Raw genomic sequence first — 22,433 nt, 5'->3', positions numbered from 1 at the left:
TTACCGACGCATGTCTAAAAGTTATTTCTAAAGGTCAACATGTCCTATTTAAGTATGGCAAGTCATCACTTAGATGATGGTCCAGTCATGCTGGAACAGGCAATCTGTTCACTGCACCATATTTTATCATTTCATGCACTTTATTGGTGCGTCATGAGATTGAATCTATTTTTGTCGTTATCACTTCTTTGCTAACTATCGGATTTTAAGTAATAAAATCAGGTTTGAGATCACAGTTAGCCGTGTTGTGGCAGTGATTTAACCAGTGAAATCACATGACCACTAATTCTGTGTGGTTATTGGAATGTAAAATGCATTGATCACACCAAGGAAATATCTCACTTACTTTGTGATAGGAAAAATAAATGGAATTACTTAATCAAATGGTCGGTACGATCAACGGAATCGTCTGGGGTGTCCCTATGCTGGTATTAATACTTGGCGTTGGTATCTTTCTCAGTATTGGCCTTAAATTCATGCCACTATTTAATATACCCAAGGCATTTAAACTGTTATTGAGCAGTCGAGACCAAGTGAAAGAAAAAGGTGAAATCCCACCCTTTCAAGCTCTTATGACGGCGATGTCAGCAACGGTGGGTACAGGTAACATTGCTGGTGTTGCAACTGCTGTGTTTATTGGTGGGCCGGGTGCACTTTTTTGGATGTGGGTCACGGCACTATTTGGTCTCGCCACAAAATACGCAGAAGCCGTACTTGCGGTCAAATATCGTGAAACGGATGAGCAAGGTCGATACTTAGGTGGACCGATGTATTACATCAAAAACGGCATGGGTAAGAAGTGGGCTTGGTTAGGATCTTTGTTTGCCGTATTTGGTACTTTTGCTTGTTTTGGTATTGGTAATGGCGTGCAATCAAACTCGATTGCTCAAGTTTTAGAGTCAAATTTTGCCTTTTCTCCATTGGTGGTTGGGATCATCATCATGATTCTGGCTGGCGCTGTTATTATCGGTGGACTTAAACGTATAGGCGCATTTGCTGGTGCATTGGTACCCGTTATGGCCGTTGCTTACGTTTTGTGTGGTGTCGTGATCTTAAGCTTAAATGCTTCTGCACTTCCTGGTGCATTTGCCCTTGTAATCGAGCAAGCTTTTTCTCCAACATCGGCGCAAGGTGGTTTTGCAGGCGCAACGGTATGGATGGCAATTCGTTTTGGTGTCGCACGTGGGGTATTCTCAAATGAAGCAGGGCTAGGTTCGGCTCCAATTGCTCATGCAAGTGCACAAACAAACGACCCCGTACGACAGGGCCTTATCGCGATGCTAGGTACGTTCCTTGATACACTGGTTATTTGTACTATTACCGGTATGGTTATAATTGTATCAGGCGAGTGGACATCGGGTGCTGATGGGGCGGCGTTGACTTCCGCGGCATTCGGTCAAGTTATCCCTGGTTTCGGCAACTATATCGTAGCAATCAGCTTGACAGTATTCGCCTTTACAACAATTGTTGGCTGGTCAGTTTATGGCGAGCGCTGTGCAAAGTATCTATTTGGAGATAAGGCAATTCTGCCATTTCGCGTGATCTTTGTTCTGGCACTGCCCGTGGGTGCAACGATGGAATTGAGTTTCGTATGGTTACTCAGTGATACACTGAATGCGATGATGGCAATTCCAAACCTTATCGCGCTAGCAGTACTTAGCCCTGTGGTTTTCGCCCTGACAAAATCGTATTTCGCTAAAGAAAATAAATCAGCACCTACAGCCGAAGTGAAATAGACGTAACCTCCGACAAGATAAGGCCAATCTCACGGATTGTTAATACTAAGTGGGCTTGGCCCGAGCTTCCCAATCACTCTTTTAGTTCAAGTGTTAAAGAGTGATTGACTCGCGAGCTGGTATTTTTGTGTGTCTATAAATAATTATACAAACGAATTGGCTGTTATGTTATAACGTAACAACTTATTTGTTTGATCTTATCTATCTCTATGCTGTTAAAACGTCCTGTGTTTCTATCTATCTTGATTGTTGTCGTAATTGCGGCAATTTATCTTGTCAAAGTGAGCTATTTTTCAACGGCTCAACCATTAGCCGATACCACAATCAAGGTTACTCCTTACGCGAATACGGTGGTATCTGAACCTCAACGTGCCCCTTTAAGGGTGCAACGGATCCATTATGTGATTCAAGAAGGCGATTCGCTTAGCTTAATCTTTGATAAATTCTCATTACCACAAGCCACGTTATCGAAGCTACTTGCAGCAGACGTGTCCGATCTGAAATTGGATAACCTGACTCCAAAAGCGCGATTAGAACTTGTGGTTGATGCCACTGATCAACACCTGATTCAATTAATTTATCATCATAGCCTTGCTGAACGAGCCGTTTATGTACTGAACAAAGAAGGGGAGTTTGACTATAAATACGTCGAAGAGGCTGGCGAATGGCACTCTCAGATGTACGCCGGAGAGATCACAGGAAGCTTCTCAGTAGCCGCAAATAGTCATGGATTAACGTCTCGTCAGATAGCGACTATCAGCCGGGTTTTATCGGACAAGATTAACTTTTCACGAGACCTCAGAAAGGGCGATCGCTTTGAAGTACTTGTTAATGAACAGTATTTAGGAAATCGACTAACAGGGAAAACAGAGATCCAAGGGATTCGATTTAATCTAAGCAACGGACCGATATCGGCGTTTCTAGCGGAAGATGGACGCTTCTATGATCGTGACGGAAATAGTTTAGAACAAGCATTCAACCGTTATCCCATTGCCAAAGAGTATCGTCGAATTACATCGCCGTTTAACCCTCATCGTAAACACCCTGTCACGGGTAGGGTAACGCCGCACAATGGGACAGATTTTGCCACACCAGTTGGTACTCCAATTTATTCCACAGGTGACGGTCAGGTAGTCGCAATAAAAAACCACCCCTATGCAGGTAAGTATTTGGTCATTGAACACAACAGTGTCTACACAACGCGCTATTTACACTTGAGCAAGTTCCTAGTCCGCGTTGGAGAAAAAGTGAAACGTGGTCAAAAAGTTGCGTTATCGGGTGCAACGGGCCGTTTGACTGGGCCGCATCTTCATTTTGAGGTGTTAGTAAGAAACCGTCCGGTTGACGCTATGAAAGCAAACTTGCCGCTCGCTCAGGCAATTTCTAAAGATGAAAAACCGGCTTTTTCCGCACTCGTTGCGATGTTTGATGAAAAATCCGTTCAATACTGGGAAAAAACTCATGATGCCTCAGGGATAACACATGTGTCGTGAGTGGCTTTTGTGCTATCTATCTGGGGTTAGAGTGTCAACGATGCAACCTTTGATAATGCTACTAACAGCGGCCTTACTGCTATCTATATTACTACTTCCTATGCCGTCTCAGGCGCATCCACATTCTTGGATTGGTAACACCTTGACGTTACAAGGGGAGGCAACGCAAATAGATAGCTTAGAAATGGAGTGGGTATTTGATCCCTTTACTAGTGCTTATGCCCTCGATGGGGATTTTTCGATTTTTAGTGATGAGGTAAAGTCACAATTGGAAGCTCAACGCTTGATGTCTAATCTTCTCAATACCCATTACTTTACTTACCTTTATGTTGATGGTCAGCCTTTAAAATTTCGCATCCCTTCGGTTTATTCGCTGACTAAGCAGGGAAGACGTATGGTGCTCACCTTTATTTTGCCGCTATCAAAGTCAATTGATGTATCAAATCAGCGCCTAGATATTCAAACGTACGATAATACTTACTTTATCGATATTACATGGAAATCTAAACAGGCGATTATTATCGACCCCGCATTATCGGCATCTTGCCGAGTTGCATTACAGCAACCCGAACCGTCACAGGCTATCCAGCAATACGCGATGTCGCTGGAGAGAGATAGCGTTGAAGACTCAGAGCTTGGTCAGCATTTTAGCCAGACGGTGAGTATAGGGTGTGGATAGTAGAGTGTGTAAGGTGCAGGTTGCGTCTAGGGTAGCGTTTGTTGTTTTGTTCAGTGTTGGGCTTTTGTGTTCGCTATGGTGGATACATGAAAACTGGTGGATGGTGCGTTGGATGTTTCAGTCATTCCAGCGTGACCTTCTAGAAACTATGCTGGAAGGGCTAGACCATGTTGATGACCCTGATAACCAATTAAGTGTTAATTTTTGGCTGATAGGTTTTGGAGTCTTTGCCTACGGATTTGTGCATTCATTAGGGCCTGGGCATGGTAAGTCAGTCTTGTTTATCGCGATGCGTGATACTCGGCCAACGCTCGCTAAGGTAGTGTTATTAGCCTTGTTGATAAACCTAATTCAGGGTGTTAGCACCTACCTGGTCGTGACCGTTATTCAATGGGTCTTAGCTTTGGGATTCAAAGATACCATCACTTTAGTTGGTGGATTAAATCAAATAGTCGGTGCGGCCATGGCAATACTGGGAGCGTTAGGGTTGATGTCATGGTTGCTAAAAAAAGGCGACGTACTAAGAACCTACATTGCACGCAATACGCATGATTCAAGTAGAGCGAATTTAAAACCGTGCGGGGTGCCTGTGGTGAACTTATCGACGAAGACACGATGGTCTAGGTTGCTACCATCGACGTTGAAATCGCATGCTTTGTCCTCCTATGCTGTTATGGGCGTTATTGCACTTAGGCCGTGTTTGAGTACGAGCTTGATTTTTCTGTACAGTGCATTGTGGTTTGATCGAACGGTGGCGACCCAATTATTAGTGGCGAGTTTTATCGGTAGCTTTTTGTCTCTCTTGCTCGTGTCATTGGCTGGATATAGCTTGGATAGACGACTTTCCAGTAAAAGCCCAGTGAACGCGGTTGAGCCAAAGGGCGTACTATTATGGCGACAGATAAGACCACTGTGCATCAGTACATTTTACATCTTGCTGGGGTGGGGTTTATTCATGAGCGGTACGGTGACAATGTCACCTGTATTGTAATTAAATATCTGTACTGGACAACTATCGATATTGTAGGTAACCAGAAGGCAACGTAGGTAAACAGGTTATGTGCCTACTCATCAATCTGTACCATTTAGGTTTTTAGAAACTCGAGCAATAGAGATATTGCCGTGGCCTAGTAATAAAAAAACGCTCCTATTGCAGGAGCGTTTTGTGTGAATTCAAGGTGCCCATAGAGCTCGCTAGCGTTTGTTCTTTAGGTAACGCTTACGACGTTCTTCTTTTTTCTTAATTTTGGCTTCGGTTTTTCTCGCTTCTTCAATCTCAACTTCCACGAGCTCTTTAGTAATCATCTCTGGAAGTTCCAAAGTAATCTGCCCTAATGTGCCGCTGCGTAATTCGTGGAGTAATATCTCTGAGGCTTTGTGAAGGTTAACGCGACCACCCGACTGCAATGCGCCGCGCTTTTTACCGATAAGCTCCATCAGTTCTAGATCAGATTCTGGAAGATCTTCTTCGATTTGATAGCGGTCTTTTAAGCGCTCCGCGTAGTACTGAGCAAGATATTCAACTGTATAAAACGCCACTTCGTCGTATTCCATGGCCGTATCTTTTACCGCGCCCGTAGCGGCAAGGCGAAAACCACTGTGCGGGTTCTCTACTTTTGGCCAAAGTACACCAGGAGTATCAGACAAGACGACACCATTCTGGAGGTTAATTCGTTGCTGGCGGCGTGTTACTGCTGGTTGGTTACCCGTTACTGCGATAGTTCGACCCGCAAGGCTATTGATGATGGTCGATTTACCCACGTTCGGAATTCCCATAATCATGGTGCGTATATTCTTGCCAATGCTTTCGCGATTAGGCGCCAGTTTTCGGCACAGGTCCAAGATTTGCTGCACTTCGTGTGGGTTGCTAGTGGTAATAGCGATCGCTTTTACGCCTTGTTCTTTTTCAAGGTGGTTGATCCACAATTCCGTTTTTTCAGGATCAGCCAAATCACGCTTGTTTAGCACTTTAACGACGGGCTTATCGCCTCGTAACGTCGCTATCGTTGGGTTCTCACTACTAAAAGGAATTCGAGCATCAAGGACTTCGATAATGACATCGACTTGCGGAATAACTTCCTCAATCTCTTTAAGTGCCTTGTGCATGTGGCCCGGAAACCATTGAATGGACATGAATGAAAACCTCAATTTTTAAATTTGTGCACATTGTAGGAGGTTGACGGAGATAGTAAAGCATCGGATGTTTTTCTTTTTGGTAAATAATGTAAAGGCTGTCCACGCGGCGATGGGTTTGCCCTAAAAAAATGTATCGATGGCTTTTAAACGGTGCCTGATAGATCCCTTCATTTTAGTGAAATTTGGCTTACTTCAAAAAAGTGCAAAAAACGATGAAATTTAATCGGTTGAGCATGCACATAGCAGAACTAATACTAATATTAATGCATAACTTAACGGATTCTAAGTGTTGGAGTGGCGGTATGGTGCCGGTATTGTATGTCCAAGCGGGCGACTTAACATGGAAAGTGTTTGCCGATGGGACGTGGGCAAAGGTAGCACCTAACGAGGTGTTATTGAGTGGCGTTCAGGTGGTGACACAGAGTATAGAAGAGCTTGGTGAGGTGAAAGAGTTATCACCTGAGCAAACAAAAGCGCTTGAGCTTGAACTGCAAGAAACACTAAATGACTTGTCCAATGACATAGCCGATGCTCAGGGGCAAGTAGACAGTTCGTCTACATCCAACATCAATGGAAGCGGTGGTTTTGCTATTGCTCTGCAAGCCACGTTAGATGAAACCATTGCTCGAGCTGGGTTTGATACGCGTCCTAGCGCAATAGGTGATTCAAATGAACGCGCGCGTTCAGAGGGTGAGTCATTTGATACCCTTTCACAATCGGCGACCCTTTCTATTGTCATCCAAGACGAGGTGTATAGTAGCGGCTATCTTAATCAGTTTGAAATTCCCGCCGTCACGATATCTGGTACTACAAGTGATGTGAGAGATGGGCGTATTGTTAATGTCACGATTACTGATGATGCTGGCAATACTGTTCTAGTCTCAGCGGAGGTCATCAACAATGCTTACGTTGTGAACAATGTGGATCTAAACGGCCTCAATGAAGGCAGTTTAGTTGTTACAGGGGTCATATCCGACGATTTTGGAAACTCAATCTCCGCTGAAGATTCATCGATAAAAGATACCAAGGCTTTCACTATTTTGCGCTTCGATGGATTTGGGGACGGGTATATAAATGCGACTGAATCTTCAGAAGAGCGTATATACGGCGTCGCTGTTAATGTCGAGCGTGGCCAGAATATTGAACTGTTGATCACGGATACCTCTGGTAATAGTGTACAGATAACCGCCAATGTCGGCTTGCTTGGGTTTTATGTTATCCGAGAAGAGGATATTTCTTCGTTGCAAGATGGTGAACTGACGATAGTGGCGACTACCATTGACCTCGCGGGCAACCCGGCAACCGCATCCGATACCATTATCAAGGACACACAAGCGTCTATTACGGTCGAGTTTGATGGCTTTGGCGATACTTATATCAACGCAGTTGAAAGCGATGCCGCGCATTTTTATGGGCAGGTACTCAATGTTGAAGTCGGGCAAACGGTCACATTAATTGTCAAGGATGAACATGGCGTCACAATGACCTTCGAGACGGTCGTTTTGAGTGACGGTACTTATGACATAACAGGCAACGATGTGTCGTCGTTACAAGATGGCATCTTGTCGGTTGAGGCCATCGTACTTGATCAAGCGGGTAACGTCGCGATTGCCGAAGATTCTATTATTAAAGACACTCAAGCGACTATTTCGGTGCAATTTGACGGCTTTGGTGACGAAGAACTTAGCTTGAATGAGGTAGGCAGCGAACGTTTATTTGGCCAGGTGATGAATGTAGAAAGCGGTCAAGAAGTCGTGCTTACCGTCTCCGATAGTACCGGTCAAAGCCTAACCTTCAGAACTACGGTCAATGAAAACGGCGAATATGAATTGCTTGATGTTGATCTTAGCTCATTGTCTGATGGTGAGCTTACTGTGGCGGCGAGTGTTACGGATATCGCTGGGAATACCGCGACGTCACAAGACACAATTCTTAAAGATACTCAAGCAGCAATACTGGTGCGTTTTGATGGCGGTGGAGATAACTACCTCAATAGTGAAGAAGTCACAACCGAGTCTATCTTCGGCTTAGTCAAAAATATAGAAGTTGGTCAACCTGTCTCACTCACCATCACCGATAGCTTGGGTGTATCCATTACCTTAACAACAAGCGTAACAGCCAACGGCACGTTTTCTGTCGCTGACGAGGATCTATCATCGTTAGCAGAGGGCACGCTTCATGTTACTGCGACGAGTTCAGACCTTGCAGGAAATGTCGCTACCAATACGGACACAATAATCAAAGATACACTTGCTCATATTGATGTGGACTTTGATGGCATAGGCGATCGCTTTATTAATGGCATTGAGGTGCCTAGCACGCGATTATACGGGCAAACACAGAATATAGATTTTGGTCAAAGTGTCACCTTAGTTGTTAGCGACCAAGAAGGTCTTCAGCAATCTTATGTCGTGAATACTCAACCAGACGGCAGCTTTGAGCTGATTGTTGACTTAACAGGGTTAGCTGATGGGCCACTCAGTGTCCAGGCTGATGTGGCTGATGTGGCAGGTAATACTGCAAGTGCTAGCAACGAGATAATTAAAGATACACAAGCTACGATCGATGTCGCATTTGATGGAGAAGGCGACGGTTTTATTAATTTGGCGGAAATTTCGAGTGTTCGTTTGTTTGGGCAAACGACGGATATTGAAACAAACCAGGTAGTGACACTCATTGTATCGGATGTAAACGGTGACTCAGTGACACTTTATGCAAGTGTGACTGCCGATGGTAGCTATGAGCTAGATGGACAAGATCTTGCGACGTTGGCTGATGGCACGTTGAACATTGTCGCCTCTGTGAGTGACATCGCCGGTAACGAAACAAGTAATCAAAACTCAATCGTTAAGGATACCCTTGCCCAAATTGATGTGTTGTTCGATGGCGAGGGTGATGAAGAACTTAGTACTGATGAAATCAGCCAGACGCGTATTTATGGTCAGACATCAAATATTGAGTCTGGCCAAGTAGTGACATTGGTTGTGAGTGATGAAGCCGGGCAAACGATCACTCTGCAAACAACAGTGGAAAATGATGGTTCTTATACAGTAAATAACGCCGATTTGTCATCGTTGTCTGATGGTGAACTAGCCGTGGTTGCGACAGTCAATGACGTAGCGGGAAACAACGCGACTGCCGATGATGACATCGTTAAGGATACGCAGGCGGCTATTTTTGTTCATTTGAACGGGTTTGGCGATGACTACCTCAATGCGCAAGAAGCCCCTGCGGAGAATATCTGGGGTATCGTTAAAAATATCGAACCTAATCAACCGATTACCTTAGTGGTGTCAGATGTTCTTAATAATACAGTGACGATTAACACGGTCGTCGGTCAATTAGGCACTTTCTCAGTGTCCGATATCGATCTTAGCGGTTTGTCAGAAGGCATGTTAACCGTGAAAGCAACAAGTTCGGATCTCGCTGGCAATATCGCAACTAACACGGATACCATTATTAAAGATACCCAAGCGGCGGTGTCAGTCGCGTTTGACGGTAATGGAGATGACTATTTAAATTTGGCAGAAGTTGCTAACACGACATTATTCGGCGGCACTCAGTTCGTTGAAGCGGGTCAAGCGGTGTCGTTGGTGATTACCGATAGTGTCGGTAACCGTGTAGAACAGACGACCAATACCTTGGCTGATGGCAGCTACCGAATAGAGGGTATCGATTTCTCCTCGCTGGAGGACGGTTCTTTAACCGTGGTAGCCTCGGTCACGGATATAGCTGGTAACGTATCTCAATCGCAAGACATTATTGTTAAAGATACTAAAGCGCAAATTACCGTTCAGTTCGATGGTTTTGGTGATGAGGAGCTCAGTAAGTTTGAAGTTGAGACTTCAAGAATCTTCGGGCAAGTGGAGAACGTTGAAGCAGGACAAATAGTCAAGTTGTCGATAACGGATACCGACAGTTCAACCGTTATTGTTAACGTCGCGGTTGCCGCCGATGGTTCTTTTGAGGCCACTGGTGTGGATTTGTCGATGTTAAAGGATGGCGATCTTGTCGTAGAAGCTATTGTGACGGATATCGCAGGCAACACGACGACGAATGACGATACCATCTTGAAAGATACTAAAGCGTTTATCGTGGTTCAATTCGTTGGTTTCGGCGATGGTTATTTAAACGCCAGTGAAGTAGAACAAGAAACGATTATCGGTCTGACAAAGAACATTGAAGCTGGTCAGCTTGTTACCTTGCAAATCGAGGACAGTGAAGGCAGCACGATTACGCTAACAACATCGGTGACCGAATCAGGGGCGTTTGCTATCTCTGATTTGGACCTATCAAATCTCGCTGAGGGGGCATTATCAATAAATGCGAATACGGTCGACCTTGCTGGCAATCCGGCGACGTGGAGCGATTCGATCGTTAAAGACACACTTGCTGATATTAACGTGTCTATCGATGGGCAAGGTGATGAGTACCTAAATGCGACAGAAAGCCTTGCCGCAACCATCTCGGGTTTGACCCAAAATGTCGAAGCCGGTCAAACAGTGACGATTGTGGTGACGGATATCGCCGGTCGTTCTTTAAGCACGAGCGCTATTGTTGAGAGTGATGGTGGCTACACTGTTTCAGATCTCGACCTTACCAACCTTGTCGATGGTGTGCTGAAGGTTGAGGCAAATGTGTCAGATATTGCGGGTAATGAAAGCAATAGCAGTGACCAGATAGTTAAAGACACGAAAGCGTCAATTGTCGTTTCATTTGATGGTTTTGGTGATGAAGAGCTGAGCAAGGTTGAAGTCGGCGCTGCACGTCTATTCGGGCAAACCACTAATATAGAAGCAGGGCAAGCCATAAATCTTGTCGTGTCGGATAATGATGGAAATGAGTTGGTTTTCACCACAACGATCGCTAGTGATGGAAGCTATGAGCTCAATGACCTAGACTTTTCTGGGTTTAACGAAGGGCTATTAACGGTTGATGCCACAACCACAGATATTGCCGGTAATCCGGCAAGCTCTAGCGACTCTATTGTAAAAGATACACGCGCGTTTATTTTGGTTCGATTCGATGGTGGTGGGGACAATTATCTTAACGCCGAAGAAGTACCCGCGGATACTATTTTCGGTCTAACGAAAAACATTGAAGCGGGTCAAACCGTCTCTATTCAGGTTATAGACAAGAATGGCCTTTCGTTAAGTTTCACATCGGTTGTTGAATCAAATGGTAGTTTTACGGTTAACGACCAAGATTTTTCGTCGCTTGCTGAAGGCGAACTCACTGTCATTGCAAACGTGAGTGATGTCGCCGGTAATACCGCAATGGCTTCAGATACAATAATCAAAGATACCCTCGCATCGATTACTGTTGAATTTGATGGTGAGGGTGACGCTTTGCTCAATGCGATGGAAAGTCAAAGCGCAACAATATTTGGACAAGTTACTAACGTAGAGCCCGGTCAACATGTAGATGTTGTTGTGACTGATAGTGCAGGTACGCAAATAGAGGCAGTTGCAACGGTACAGGCTGATGGCCACTTCACGATTGAAGACAATGACTTATCGGCGCTCGTCGACGGAGACTTGTCGGTAGAGGCGTCAGTTGTTGATATCGCCGGGAACCAAACGACTAATAGCAATACTATTGTAAAGGATACGCAAGCCAAGATTTCAGTGAATTTTGAAGGATATGGCGATAACTATTTAAATGCGAGTGAGGTGGATTCTGAGCTGATTTATGGTTCTACGAGTAACGTTGAAGTTGGGCAATCAATTCTTGTCACCGTTACCGACAGTGTCGGTAACTCTGTTGATTTCACTAGTACGGTCGGGGCATCGGGTTCCTTTGCATTGTTCAATGTGGATCTTTCTTCTTTGCAAGATGGGATGTTAAGTGTCGTTGCGGCTACGAAAGATATCGCTGGCAACCCAGCCCAAGCAACGGATTACATTGTTAAAGATACGATGGCGAGCATTACGGTTGAATTTGATGGTGAAGGTGACACCTTTATTAACGCACAGGAATCAACTGCGGCCAGGATATTTGGTCAAACACAAGATGTCGAATCAGGCCAGAGCATTAAACTGACCGTTACTGATTCAGCTGGCGTGACATTAATCTTGTCTGCGATTGTGCAAGCCGACGGTTCATATGAAATCACTGGAGAGGATATATCGTCCCTTCAAGATGGTGATTTGACGGTACAGGCGCAAGTACTAGATACGGCAGGAAATATTGCTTTAGCAGACAATATTATTGTCAAAGATACATTAGCGCAGATTGCTGTCGACTTTGATGGTCAGGGCGATCGTTACATCAACGATTCCGAATCCAACTCTGTTCGCCTGTTTGGACAGGTTTCTAATGTGGAATCGGGCCAAGTAGTTAACCTGGTGATTACCGATATCAATGGCACTTCAATTGAGGTTGAAACCACGGTACAGGGAGACGGAACCTTTGAGTTGCTCGACCAAGATATAACCAGCCTCGCGGATGGGGCTTTAGTCGTCAATGCCACCGTATCCGATATCGCAGGAAATCAGGTAAGCGCAAGTAATGACATTGTCAAAGATACGACGGCGACAATAGGCGTTAGCTTTGATGGTTTTGGTGACGAGGAACTATCGATTGACGAGGTTTCGGGTGAGCGACTTTACGGCGAAGTTGAGAACGTAGAAACCGGACAAAACGTAACACTTACAGTATCAGACACATCGGGCAGTACGTTACTATTTAACACATCAGTATTAGCCGATGGCAGCTATGAGGTTTTAAATGCCGATCTTTCGAGTTTAGAAGATGGCGTGTTGACCGTCGTCGCTGAGACCGTTGATATCGCGGGTAACCCGACAACATCAAAAGATGTCATTTTAAAAGATACGAGCGCGGAAATCTTTGTCACATTTGATGGTTTTGGCGATGAATATTTAAATTCAGCTGAGGTGACTCAAGAATTAATTCATGGGCGTGTCAAAAATATTGAGCCGGGCCAGTCGGTTGATCTAACGGTCGAAGATAGTAATGGGTTGAGTCTTGATTTCACCACAACGGTGAATCTAAATGGTTCGTTTAACTTGGTTGATGTCGATCTCTCTTTCTTAGCTGAAGGGCAGCTAACCGTTACCGCAACGGCAACAGACCGCGCCGGTAATAGCGCGACAGCTTCAGATACGATTGTTAAAGATACCCTCGCTTCAGTCACCGTTGAATTTGATGGCAATGGTGATGAGTTTCTAAATTCAGCTGAAATAGGGGCAGTACGACTATTTGGTCAGGCTACAAATATTGAAGCGGGGCAAACGGTCTCGTTGACCGTGACTGATTTAAGCGGCAACACTATAGACTATACCGCGGTGGTAGATGTAATAGGGCGGTACGAAATAGCATCTGTCGATCTGAGTTCGCTTGACGAGGGTGAGCTCACTATTCAAGCAGTAATAGAGGATATCGCCGGCAACACTGCTACCTCGACCGATAGCATTATTAAGGACACATTGGCCGCAATTAGTGTTGATTTTGATGGTAATGGAGATGACGAGCTCAATAAAGATGAGGTGTTAACTTCGCGCGTCTTCGGTGAGACCAACAACGTTGAAGATGGACAAGTGGTTATTCTCACTATCACAGATTCCATTGGGACTCAGGTACAGCTATCAACGACCGTTTCAGACGGAAAATTTGAGGTTGCGAATAACGATTTAAGTGCGCTAGAAGACGGCGAATTAAATGTAATTGCCGAAGTGACAGACGTTGCTGGTAACGAAACTACGGCGACGGACACTATCGTCAAAGATACTAAGGCATTTATTCTTGTTCGCTTCGACGGTTTTGGCGATGGCTATCTGAATTTGGATGAGTCGCAAGATGAAACCTTATATGGCTTCACTAAGAACATAGAAGCTGGTCAGCAAGTCGCATTACTAATAGCAGACACGGCCGGCAATAGCGTGACCTTGCTTTCTGCGGTAGAAGCTGATGGCAGCTATCGTATCGAAAACCAAGATCTCACCACACTAATTGATGGTGAACTGTCGGTAACGGCAACGGCAACAGACGTTGGCGGGAACACTGCTGTAGCCAATGACACCATTATCAAAGATACGCAAATCGGCATCACCATCGATATCGATGATGGTGGTGATGGTATCCTCAATGAAAACGAACTCAACCCCGTGAAGGTGTTTGGTTCGGTGTCTAATGTTGAAGATGGACAAACAATCCTAGTCACGCTCACCAGTCAAACTCGCAACTTTTTTGTGATTAAAGAAACCATAGTATCGGGCGGGACATGGCAAATCGACAATATCGACGCGTCTGAGTTTTGGGACGGTACGTTAGTCGCGTTTGCGGAAGTTACCGATGTTGCTGGAAATAGAGCTGAAGCCTTGGACACGGGTACGGAAGTCGACACTGAAAAGCCTAGAATTGATATCGATACACTTGATGGGTTTAGCATTCTTGATTTTCGCAACGGTGATCTGACTCAGATGCAGGGAATTACAGAAGGTGTCGAGCAGGGGCTACCCGTCACACTGACTATTAGCGATGGCACTCAAGATATCATCTATCAAGTTGGGGTGGACGCGAGTGGCCGGTGGGTCGTGAGCAATATCGATATAACGGCCCTTGATAGTAGCGTGGAATGGACGATTTCTGCAGCGGTCAGTGATGCTGCCGGTAACAGCGCAGTCGATGACATGCCCACTATTATCCTGCCGGAATCAGTGAGCTTCTCTGAGACGGTGGTAGGGATATTTGGCGAAGAAACTCAGGATTCAGACGTTCAAATTCAATTTGCAGACTTCACTTTCTATGATCAGCAAACCCTTGCAGAGCAGCTTACGTCGGAAGGACAAAGCCTGTCGCTAGAGATCACCGATTCGTTGATCATTGCACGCCGCTCAGACGGAGAAAGTGTTTTCGAAGCAAAATTAATTGATGACCTAGTTCAGATTCAATTCTTTAAGGCAGTAGATCAAGGGGTTAACTTAGATTCAATTCAATCAGCGTTGATCATTAAAGGAACCCAATATGATTCTGATGGTTCAACAGAGGTCGTATTAGGTCATCTCGCGGTGACAATTAAAGATTCCGAGCCGGTTATTTTCGATGAGCAATATGAGGTAACAGAGGGGGAAGTGACATCGGGTAATGTGTTAAATAATGACATTGACCTAGACGGTGCACTCACAATTGATACCGTCACAATTGATGGTGTGTCACAAGACATCTCAGGCGCTTCACCCGCTGTTTTTGACTTGCCAGAAGGTCAATTGACGGTGTTTGCCAACGGGCACTGGAATTTCAGCGCAAGTAGGGACCTTGACCATAATTCTCCGCAAAGTATTTCATTTACCTACCTTGCTGGAGACTCCGGGTTTGATTTTGGAGAAGGGACTGCAACGATAGATATTCTCGACGGCGCAGCAGGGGTTATTGGTACAGGAAGCGTTACCGACGTAGAAGCAAGTATCGGAGATAGACCGCAAGTCATTGAAGGAAATGTTATTGTTAGTGCAGGGTCGGATAATCCTGATACTGACTCTATTGTTTTTACTGATCAAACCATCGTTGATCTCACGGCACAAGGTATTACGTTTGGCGATCCTGCTAGCGAATTGAATTACGAGTTGAGCGAGGATGGAAAAACACTGCTCGCGACCGCAGAGCGAGTGGGAGAGATTTTTAGAATTGAACTTAATATCTCTACGGAGCCTTCTTCAAATAACCTAATGGCAAGTTTTTCCTTAACGTTGAGCCAAGCCCTTAACCATACTTTAGATAGTGATTTGCTCAACTTCCCATTGTATCTATCTGGCGTCGATTCAGATGGCACGCCACTTGAGTTAGGACGTTTTGATTTTAATTTAAATGATGGCGCCGATCCTGATTTGCAAGCCGGAACGAGTATCTCGATATCTGAGGACGGGTTAGCTGATGGTCCGGTAATCGCTGACGGTCATTTTACCCTAGATCTCGGTAGTGATTTCCTAGCGTTTAACCAAACACTTGATGCACAGTTGTATTTTGACCTGAGCCACCAACCTAGCCTGACGAGTAATGGAGAGATCGTAAAATATACGATCGACCCAAGTGGGTCTATCGTGACGGGTTACACCGGGGAACTTGGCGATGAGGGCAGCCTCGTTTTTATCATCGCCCTTGATCAACCCGAGGTGTATGAAGAAGGCCAAATTGGTTACGGTTTCTCTTTGTTTAAAGCCGTTGACCAGAATAGTGATCCGTTTTCAATTCCGTTTGTTGTTACCGTGAAAGACCAAGACGGCGATCGTGACCAACTCACTTTAAATATCGGTATTGACGATGGCACGTCAGGAACAATCACTAGCGAAGTCTTAACAACGACAGAACTACCACGTTCGATAACCACACCGAGCCTAATCAATGGTGAAGATGAAAGCACGTTAACAATAGAATCCACGTTTGATGCCATTACCTACCTTGGATTGGACGTCAGTAACGGGGATACGGTACTAGATAGTTCTGGCAATGCGGTGACAAAAAGCGGTGAATCAATTAGTTGGCGCGATAATGGTGACGGAACTTTTGATGGCATCACCGCCGATAACGTCGTGATTTTTAGAATATCATTGCCCGAGGACTTTGGCTTAGCCCCGTCTGAATCGACCACGGTGACACTTAAGGCTGAGGTTTTTGACCAGGTAGACCACGGCACACCTGGCACGCCATCTGACACCGTATTGCAGTTGCCTCTACCTGTGATGACTGTTGATTCCGACGGTACTAAGCAGGTGGTGGAATCAACGCTTGAGATCTTAGATGGACGTACACCGAGGATCCAGGTAGTCGGAGACCTTAACGTTGATGAAGATGGGCTGCTCGACGATAACCAGTCTGCGGCAGAACAAGACAGTAAGCCGACTATAGTCTTAACTGAAGGGTCTGATGATTTTTCTCATTATGTGATTGATACTGAGGCGTTTGATGCCTTGAAATACACCTCAGGGGGCAGTGATATCACCCTCAATGACAAAAATGCAGATGGCTGGTATTTCGCCTATAACGATAATGGTAAGAAGGTCTTTAAACTCCGCATTGATGAAGATCCACAGAGTGATAAATTTGGGGAGGTAAAGTTTGTCCTCTTCAAACCACTTGATCATGAAGACAGCGATGGTGCCGAGAAAAACAACCTCGAACTGTCGTTTATCGTCGCTGCTGTTGATGCCGATGATGACCAATCCGTTGGGCATGAAGTTATTGTAAACGTCACCGATGCAATCCCTGAGTCTGTTTCAAAAGAGATAGAGATAACGGAAGGTGATGATTTTTCAGGCCAGTTTTTAGATGATAATGTCGCCGGTGCTGATGGTGGTGAGATAGCCAGTTTTGTGTATGAAGGTACCCGATACCAATTTGACGAATCCACTACCTCTCACACAATAGACCTCACCAATGACTTTGACGGCACGAACTATGGTTCAATTACGGTCAATAATGATGGTAGCTATACGCTCAAGACAAACGATAGCGTGCAGACCGATCCGAATGACCCAGTCTTGCGTGACAGCATTATTTTTACTGTTAGAGATGCCGATGGCGATGAGGTCGATAGTGAAGGTTTATTGATCCTCGATGACGCCGAGGGCTTTATTCGAGTCTTTGATTCGGAAACGCGCGAAGACGAATCGACTCTGATTGAGTTTTATGTTGTTTTAGGTGATTTAGACCAAAATGAGCAAGTATCACAAGTAGATATTGACGCCGCGTCCTTAAATGGCGGAACCGTGTTGTTAGGTGGTGTTGCACTGTCGGTTGTTGACGGTAAGGTGACGATACCATCCGATCAATTAGTCACAATAGATGGTCGATTTGTGACGCCTGCCGGTGCGTTGACATTCTTGCCAGCGTTAAACCAGAGCAATACAACCAGCACGACTTCAATCGCAATCAGTGCAATTATCACTACCGCTTCCGGTGATGATAAAACGGTTAGCCAAGAGCTAGATGTCTCAGTACTGCCAGTTGCAGATTTACCCGACTGGGATGAATCTACCTTCGAGTATGCGTCTATGGAAGATAGCTCAGAGCCTTTGATGTTGAATATTGACGCAAGTCTATTTGACCAAGATGGTTCCGAATCCCTTACCTACACGTTCGCCAATATTCCAGACGGTGTCAGCTTATTACTCAACGGCAACCCAATTGATGAAGGCGCTCAGTATACACAAGCTCAACTCGCTATTATGGAAATTCAAATGGCGGAGAATGTAGCGGGTGTCTTTGAGTTTGATATTACAGCGGTGGCAACAGAGGCGGGTAATGATTTCTTCAGTCCAAGCGATGAAACGGCCTCGATTACCCACACCATAGTTGTCGACGTCAAACCAGATGCTGATACACCAGTGCTTAGCGTCAAGGATATTCGTGGCTTTGAAGATCAAGCCATTGATCTTAAAGAAGCGCTCATTGGTACATTAACTGATACCGACGGTTCCGAGACTTTATATTACGAAATAGTGGTTCAAGACGGTTGGACCCTCAGTGGTACGGGCTTCACTAATCCAGAGCCGAATGTTTACTGGTTAGAGTCTGACGCGCTTGATAGTTCATTAGCGTTACTGGTGCCGAAAGAAGATATCAGTAGTGTCACGCAAAGCTTGTCGATTCAAGTAACGGCGGTTTCACGAGAGTCGACGCAAGATGGCTTAGACCCCGTCAACGAGTTCGCTCGCTCGGATACTCAAACGGTCAATATTACGCTGCAAGGCGTAGTCGATGAACCCATAGTAGAAGATGGCGGAAACGGTCATTGGAGTTTTGATAGCGACAATAATGTTATTCAAACAGTGACTGAATTTCCTGAAGATGAGTTAGTGCCGCTTGACTTCATGTTTGTTTCGCCAGATGACGACCAATCTGAAGCGCTGAATGTGTTGTTAACCGACCTACCTGATGGTGTTCGTTTGGTGGACTCCAACGGTAACCCTATTACCCTAACCATTGCCTCAATAGATCCTAATACTGGCCCAGTTTATCAGTTATCAAACGAAGAACTCTCTCAGCTTTACTTAAAAACAGAGGGAGATTTTAGTGGCAGAGTGGAATTTAAGGCCTTAGTGACAACGACTGAACCTGATGGAGACAGTGCGCGCTTTAGCTATAAAGTACAGGTTGATTTGACGCCCGTGGTTGATCAGTCAGAAGGTCAGGTAGTGAGCACTGAAGGCATTGAAGACAGACAGATTGCGTTAAACTTAAGTCCGTCGGTTGACCAAGACCAAGATGGCAGCGAAGTACTCACTGGTTATATTATCGACCCATTACCAGAGGAGTTAACGCTTTACTTTGATGGTAGTGTCATTGATGTCTCCTTGAGAGGGTTAGACCTAGAGACATTACTTGACTCGACAACCCCGACGTTGGAACAGTTGTTAAATAGTGGCAGGTTGTCGGTGGTTGCCACAGAAGATCTTAGTGGCAGCTTTGATATCCCGGTTCGCTATGAAGTTACGGATACGTCTGAGCTTGGTGCGACCCAAGTAAAAGAAATTACAGGAGAAATTAGTGTTATTGTCGATGCCAAAGTCGAGATCGATACACGGCTAATAAGTAATGCAGCGGTGTACGAAAGCGATGACGGTTCACCGGTCGATGTGTCTGGCGCGGTGCACTTTGTTGATGAAGACATCGATGGGTCAGAGTACCTAGATTACTTTACGATCATTTTGCCTGAAGGTTATGACTTCATCGTTGAACACCCTAACGGCGCCTCACAAACCTCAGATGGTAGCTGGATAATTGATGCAGGTGAGCTAACCAGTGACTCAATTAAGGATTTTGCCAGTCTACTCGATGGCACGACGATACGTTCCTACGACAACATGACTGAGCCAGGTGATGTAGTGGTGCGAGCGCGCGTAGTTGATGGAGAAGATGCTCGTTTTATTGATACAAGCTTTAAGATATTTATTACTGGTATAGACGGAGGTGGCGGCGAGTGTCCCGACATCGGTGAGCCAGGGGATATAGAAGCGAATGACGACATCATATTTGATGAAGGCACAGAGGTACTCGATCTTTCAGGACTGCTCAATCCTGATGTTGCTAGTGATGAAGATAATAGCGTCTCGTTCTATATTCCAGCAGATTCCTTACCAGAAGGCGTGGAGCTGCAAGGAGACGGTGTACTGGTTGAATATGATAGCGCAGGTGAAGTCATTGGTTACTCAATCAGTCAAGAAGGGTTATCGCATTTACAGGTAGTAGGGTTAGATGAAGATTTTTCTGGGTGTTTGCAATTTACCGTAGAAACTACCGAAACATCGGGTTGCAGTGGAGAGTCTAAAACGACACTGCAAACTATTAACATTGATATCCATCCAGTGGTTGATGAGTTTGTCTTATCTTCGAGTTTGACGACCATTAATGAGGATAATTCGACGGACCTAAACTTGGAGATACTGCTTGGCGACAGTGTTGAGGCCGGACAAACTATAACCGGCGAAGGTAATCCAGCCACAGGTCAAGAAACGATTAATTCGCTGGAGATAACCGTTAGTGATGGCGCGATCCTTTCTGCTCCAGGGATTACACCTTGGTTAGTGGATAATGGTGATGGCAGTTATACCATTAACGATGCGACTAAACTGGCTGAGGTCGTATTGACTCCGCCAGAAAACTTTAGTGGCGATATTACCTTAACAGCAACCGCCAGTATCACCGACTCAGTGACGTGTTTACCAGGTGAAGATGATACGCAAACTAAAACCTCGACCTTAACCGTGTCAATTGCTCCGGTGGTCGACGCAGCTCAATTAGTCAGCGCCGATGTTCTTGGTGATGAAGATAGTTATATTCCTCTGGATAGCCTCAGCGCACAATTGATAGACCAAGATGGCTCTGAAAGCATGTCATTAAGCTTAGAAGGTGTGCCAGAAGGGGCCGTACTTGTCTTTTTCGATGGCAGTGCTTATCAAGTCATGCCTAATAATGGGCCTGATGGTGGCAGCTTTAATGGCAACCCGACATATGAATGGCAACTAGACGTAGAACAGCTATCGCAAACATTTATATTGCCGCCACTTGATTACAGCGGTGACATACCATTGACCCTAACCGCCATTACCCAAGAATTAGAAACGGGTGACGTTCGATTCACGCGAAACGAATTTAAATTGGGCGTAAAGCCAGTTGGTGATGAGGTTAGCGTGTTTGACATGCCAGAGGTGCTAGAGGGTACCGAAGATTCTGCCATTGTCATTGAACTCAATGCGGAGAGCACAGAAACAGACAGTGACGAATTCCTTGAGTTGACGGTTGTGGTTAACAGTAGCTCAGATGCTTCTGCTTTAGACGGACTTGATAAAATAAAGGTTGGCTTTGAAACTGCTCGCTTTGTCTCGTTACCCAATGGCAATGCCGCGGCGACACTATTAATCTCGGCAAGCAGCTTAGCGAGTTTTGAGCTCTATGCCGGTGATGCCTTCGGCGAATTTGATGTCAGTATCTCGCTGCGAACATTTGACTCCAACACGGTTTTAGGTAATTACAGCGCTGATCTTGGGGCGGTCAACGAACAGCAGTTGACATTGATTATCGCCCCCGAGCCTGATGAACCGATCCTAACCTCTCTGTACCATTCTATTAGCGCCGAAGCGACCGGTAGTATCGGTCTGGGCTTAGATATGTCGATGGTCAATCCAGCAACGGATGAGGTCGGCACGCTTACGTTACGTGGGGTGCCAGATGGGTTGGTTTTATCCCATGGTACTCGCGATGGTGACGATTATCTCGTTGATGTCGATGAGGTATCCGAGCTAAGTATCATAGGGGGGTACTCTGGAGAACAAGATTTTGAGCTCATACTCGAGCCATCCGCAAGCTTAGATGGGGAAACGGCAGTCGGGCTTTCCCAAACGTTGCAGGTTAACTTATCTGATATTGGCGATAATACCGTCGGTGGAACGGTACTTGCGGATTATTTAGACGGCGGAACTGGCAACGACACCTTGATTGCGAGTTCAGGTCGTGATGTCTTGGTTGGTGGAGCTGGCGATGATTCGTTAACTGGCGGGCTTGGCAGCGATACGTTCATCTTTAATGTCGATGATGTCGGTAGCAGTACCACCCCTGCGGTAGATACCATTATGGATTTTGATGTCTCAGCAGATACCGACATGATTGACTTATCAAGCTTATTATCTGGCGCATCAACGGGAGCAGAAGTGGATACCTTTGTTGACTTAGAGCAGCAAGGTGATGATGTTGTCATTAACATTAAACCTGACACGACCAATGTGACTCAGAAAATTGTGTTGGTCTCAACCAGCTTAGATGACATCTATGGCAGTGATTCAACAGGGGTTTCTGAGGCAAATATCTTGCAAAAAATGATTGATGACCAAAACTTAATTATTAATACATAACGAAAAATCCAGATAGCAAGGATGG

Annotated in this window: 6 protein-coding genes; 5 read left to right on the top strand and 1 reads right to left on the bottom strand. The window is 45.3% G+C overall.

The window, feature by feature from the left end; genetic code table 11:
* The first annotated feature begins 365 nt into the window (after nt 1–365).
* The 4 genes from ACE1OE_RS00150 to ACE1OE_RS00135 all read left to right on the top strand — a co-directional run bounded on the left by ACE1OE_RS00150 (nt 366) and on the right by ACE1OE_RS00135 (nt 4,899).
* A complete protein-coding gene (locus ACE1OE_RS00150) occupies nt 366–1,736 on the top strand; it encodes an alanine/glycine:cation symporter family protein (protein WP_102469302.1) in 1,371 nt (456 codons plus the stop codon).
* A 209-nt stretch (nt 1,737–1,945) separates the two neighbouring features.
* Nucleotides 1,946–3,229 carry a peptidoglycan DD-metalloendopeptidase family protein gene (locus tag ACE1OE_RS00145; RefSeq protein ID WP_449209677.1) on the top strand — a complete coding sequence of 428 codons (1,284 nt, stop codon included), beginning with the start codon at nt 1,946–1,948 and terminating at the stop codon, nt 3,227–3,229.
* Nucleotides 3,230–3,269: 40 nt separating this feature from the next.
* A complete protein-coding gene (locus ACE1OE_RS00140; protein WP_449209676.1) occupies nt 3,270–3,908 on the top strand; it encodes a DUF1007 family protein in 639 nt (212 codons plus the stop codon).
* Nucleotides 3,909–4,020: 112 nt separating this feature from the next.
* A complete protein-coding gene (locus tag ACE1OE_RS00135) occupies nt 4,021–4,899 on the top strand; it encodes a HoxN/HupN/NixA family nickel/cobalt transporter (RefSeq protein ID WP_449209675.1) in 879 nt (292 codons plus the stop codon).
* A 203-nt stretch (nt 4,900–5,102) separates the two neighbouring features.
* On the opposite strand, the gene ylqF is transcribed toward ACE1OE_RS00135, so the two are convergent.
* The gene (gene ylqF, locus ACE1OE_RS00130; protein ID WP_102469298.1) at nt 5,103–6,041 is read right to left on the bottom strand and encodes a ribosome biogenesis GTPase YlqF; all 939 of its coding nucleotides are present in this window, start codon (nt 6,039–6,041) and stop codon (nt 5,103–5,105) included.
* A 305-nt stretch (nt 6,042–6,346) separates the two neighbouring features.
* Between ylqF and ACE1OE_RS00125 the strand changes: the two genes are divergently transcribed.
* Nucleotides 6,347–22,408: a type I secretion C-terminal target domain-containing protein gene (locus ACE1OE_RS00125; protein WP_449209674.1), complete on the top strand. Its 16,062-nt coding sequence runs from the start codon at nt 6,347–6,349 to the stop codon at nt 22,406–22,408.
* Nucleotides 22,409–22,433 lie beyond the last annotated feature (25 nt).

Source organism: Vibrio sp. E150_011 (assembly GCF_053544015.1).
Note: the sequence above shows the minus strand (reverse complement) of the source record. Positions and strands in the feature narration are given on the sequence as shown.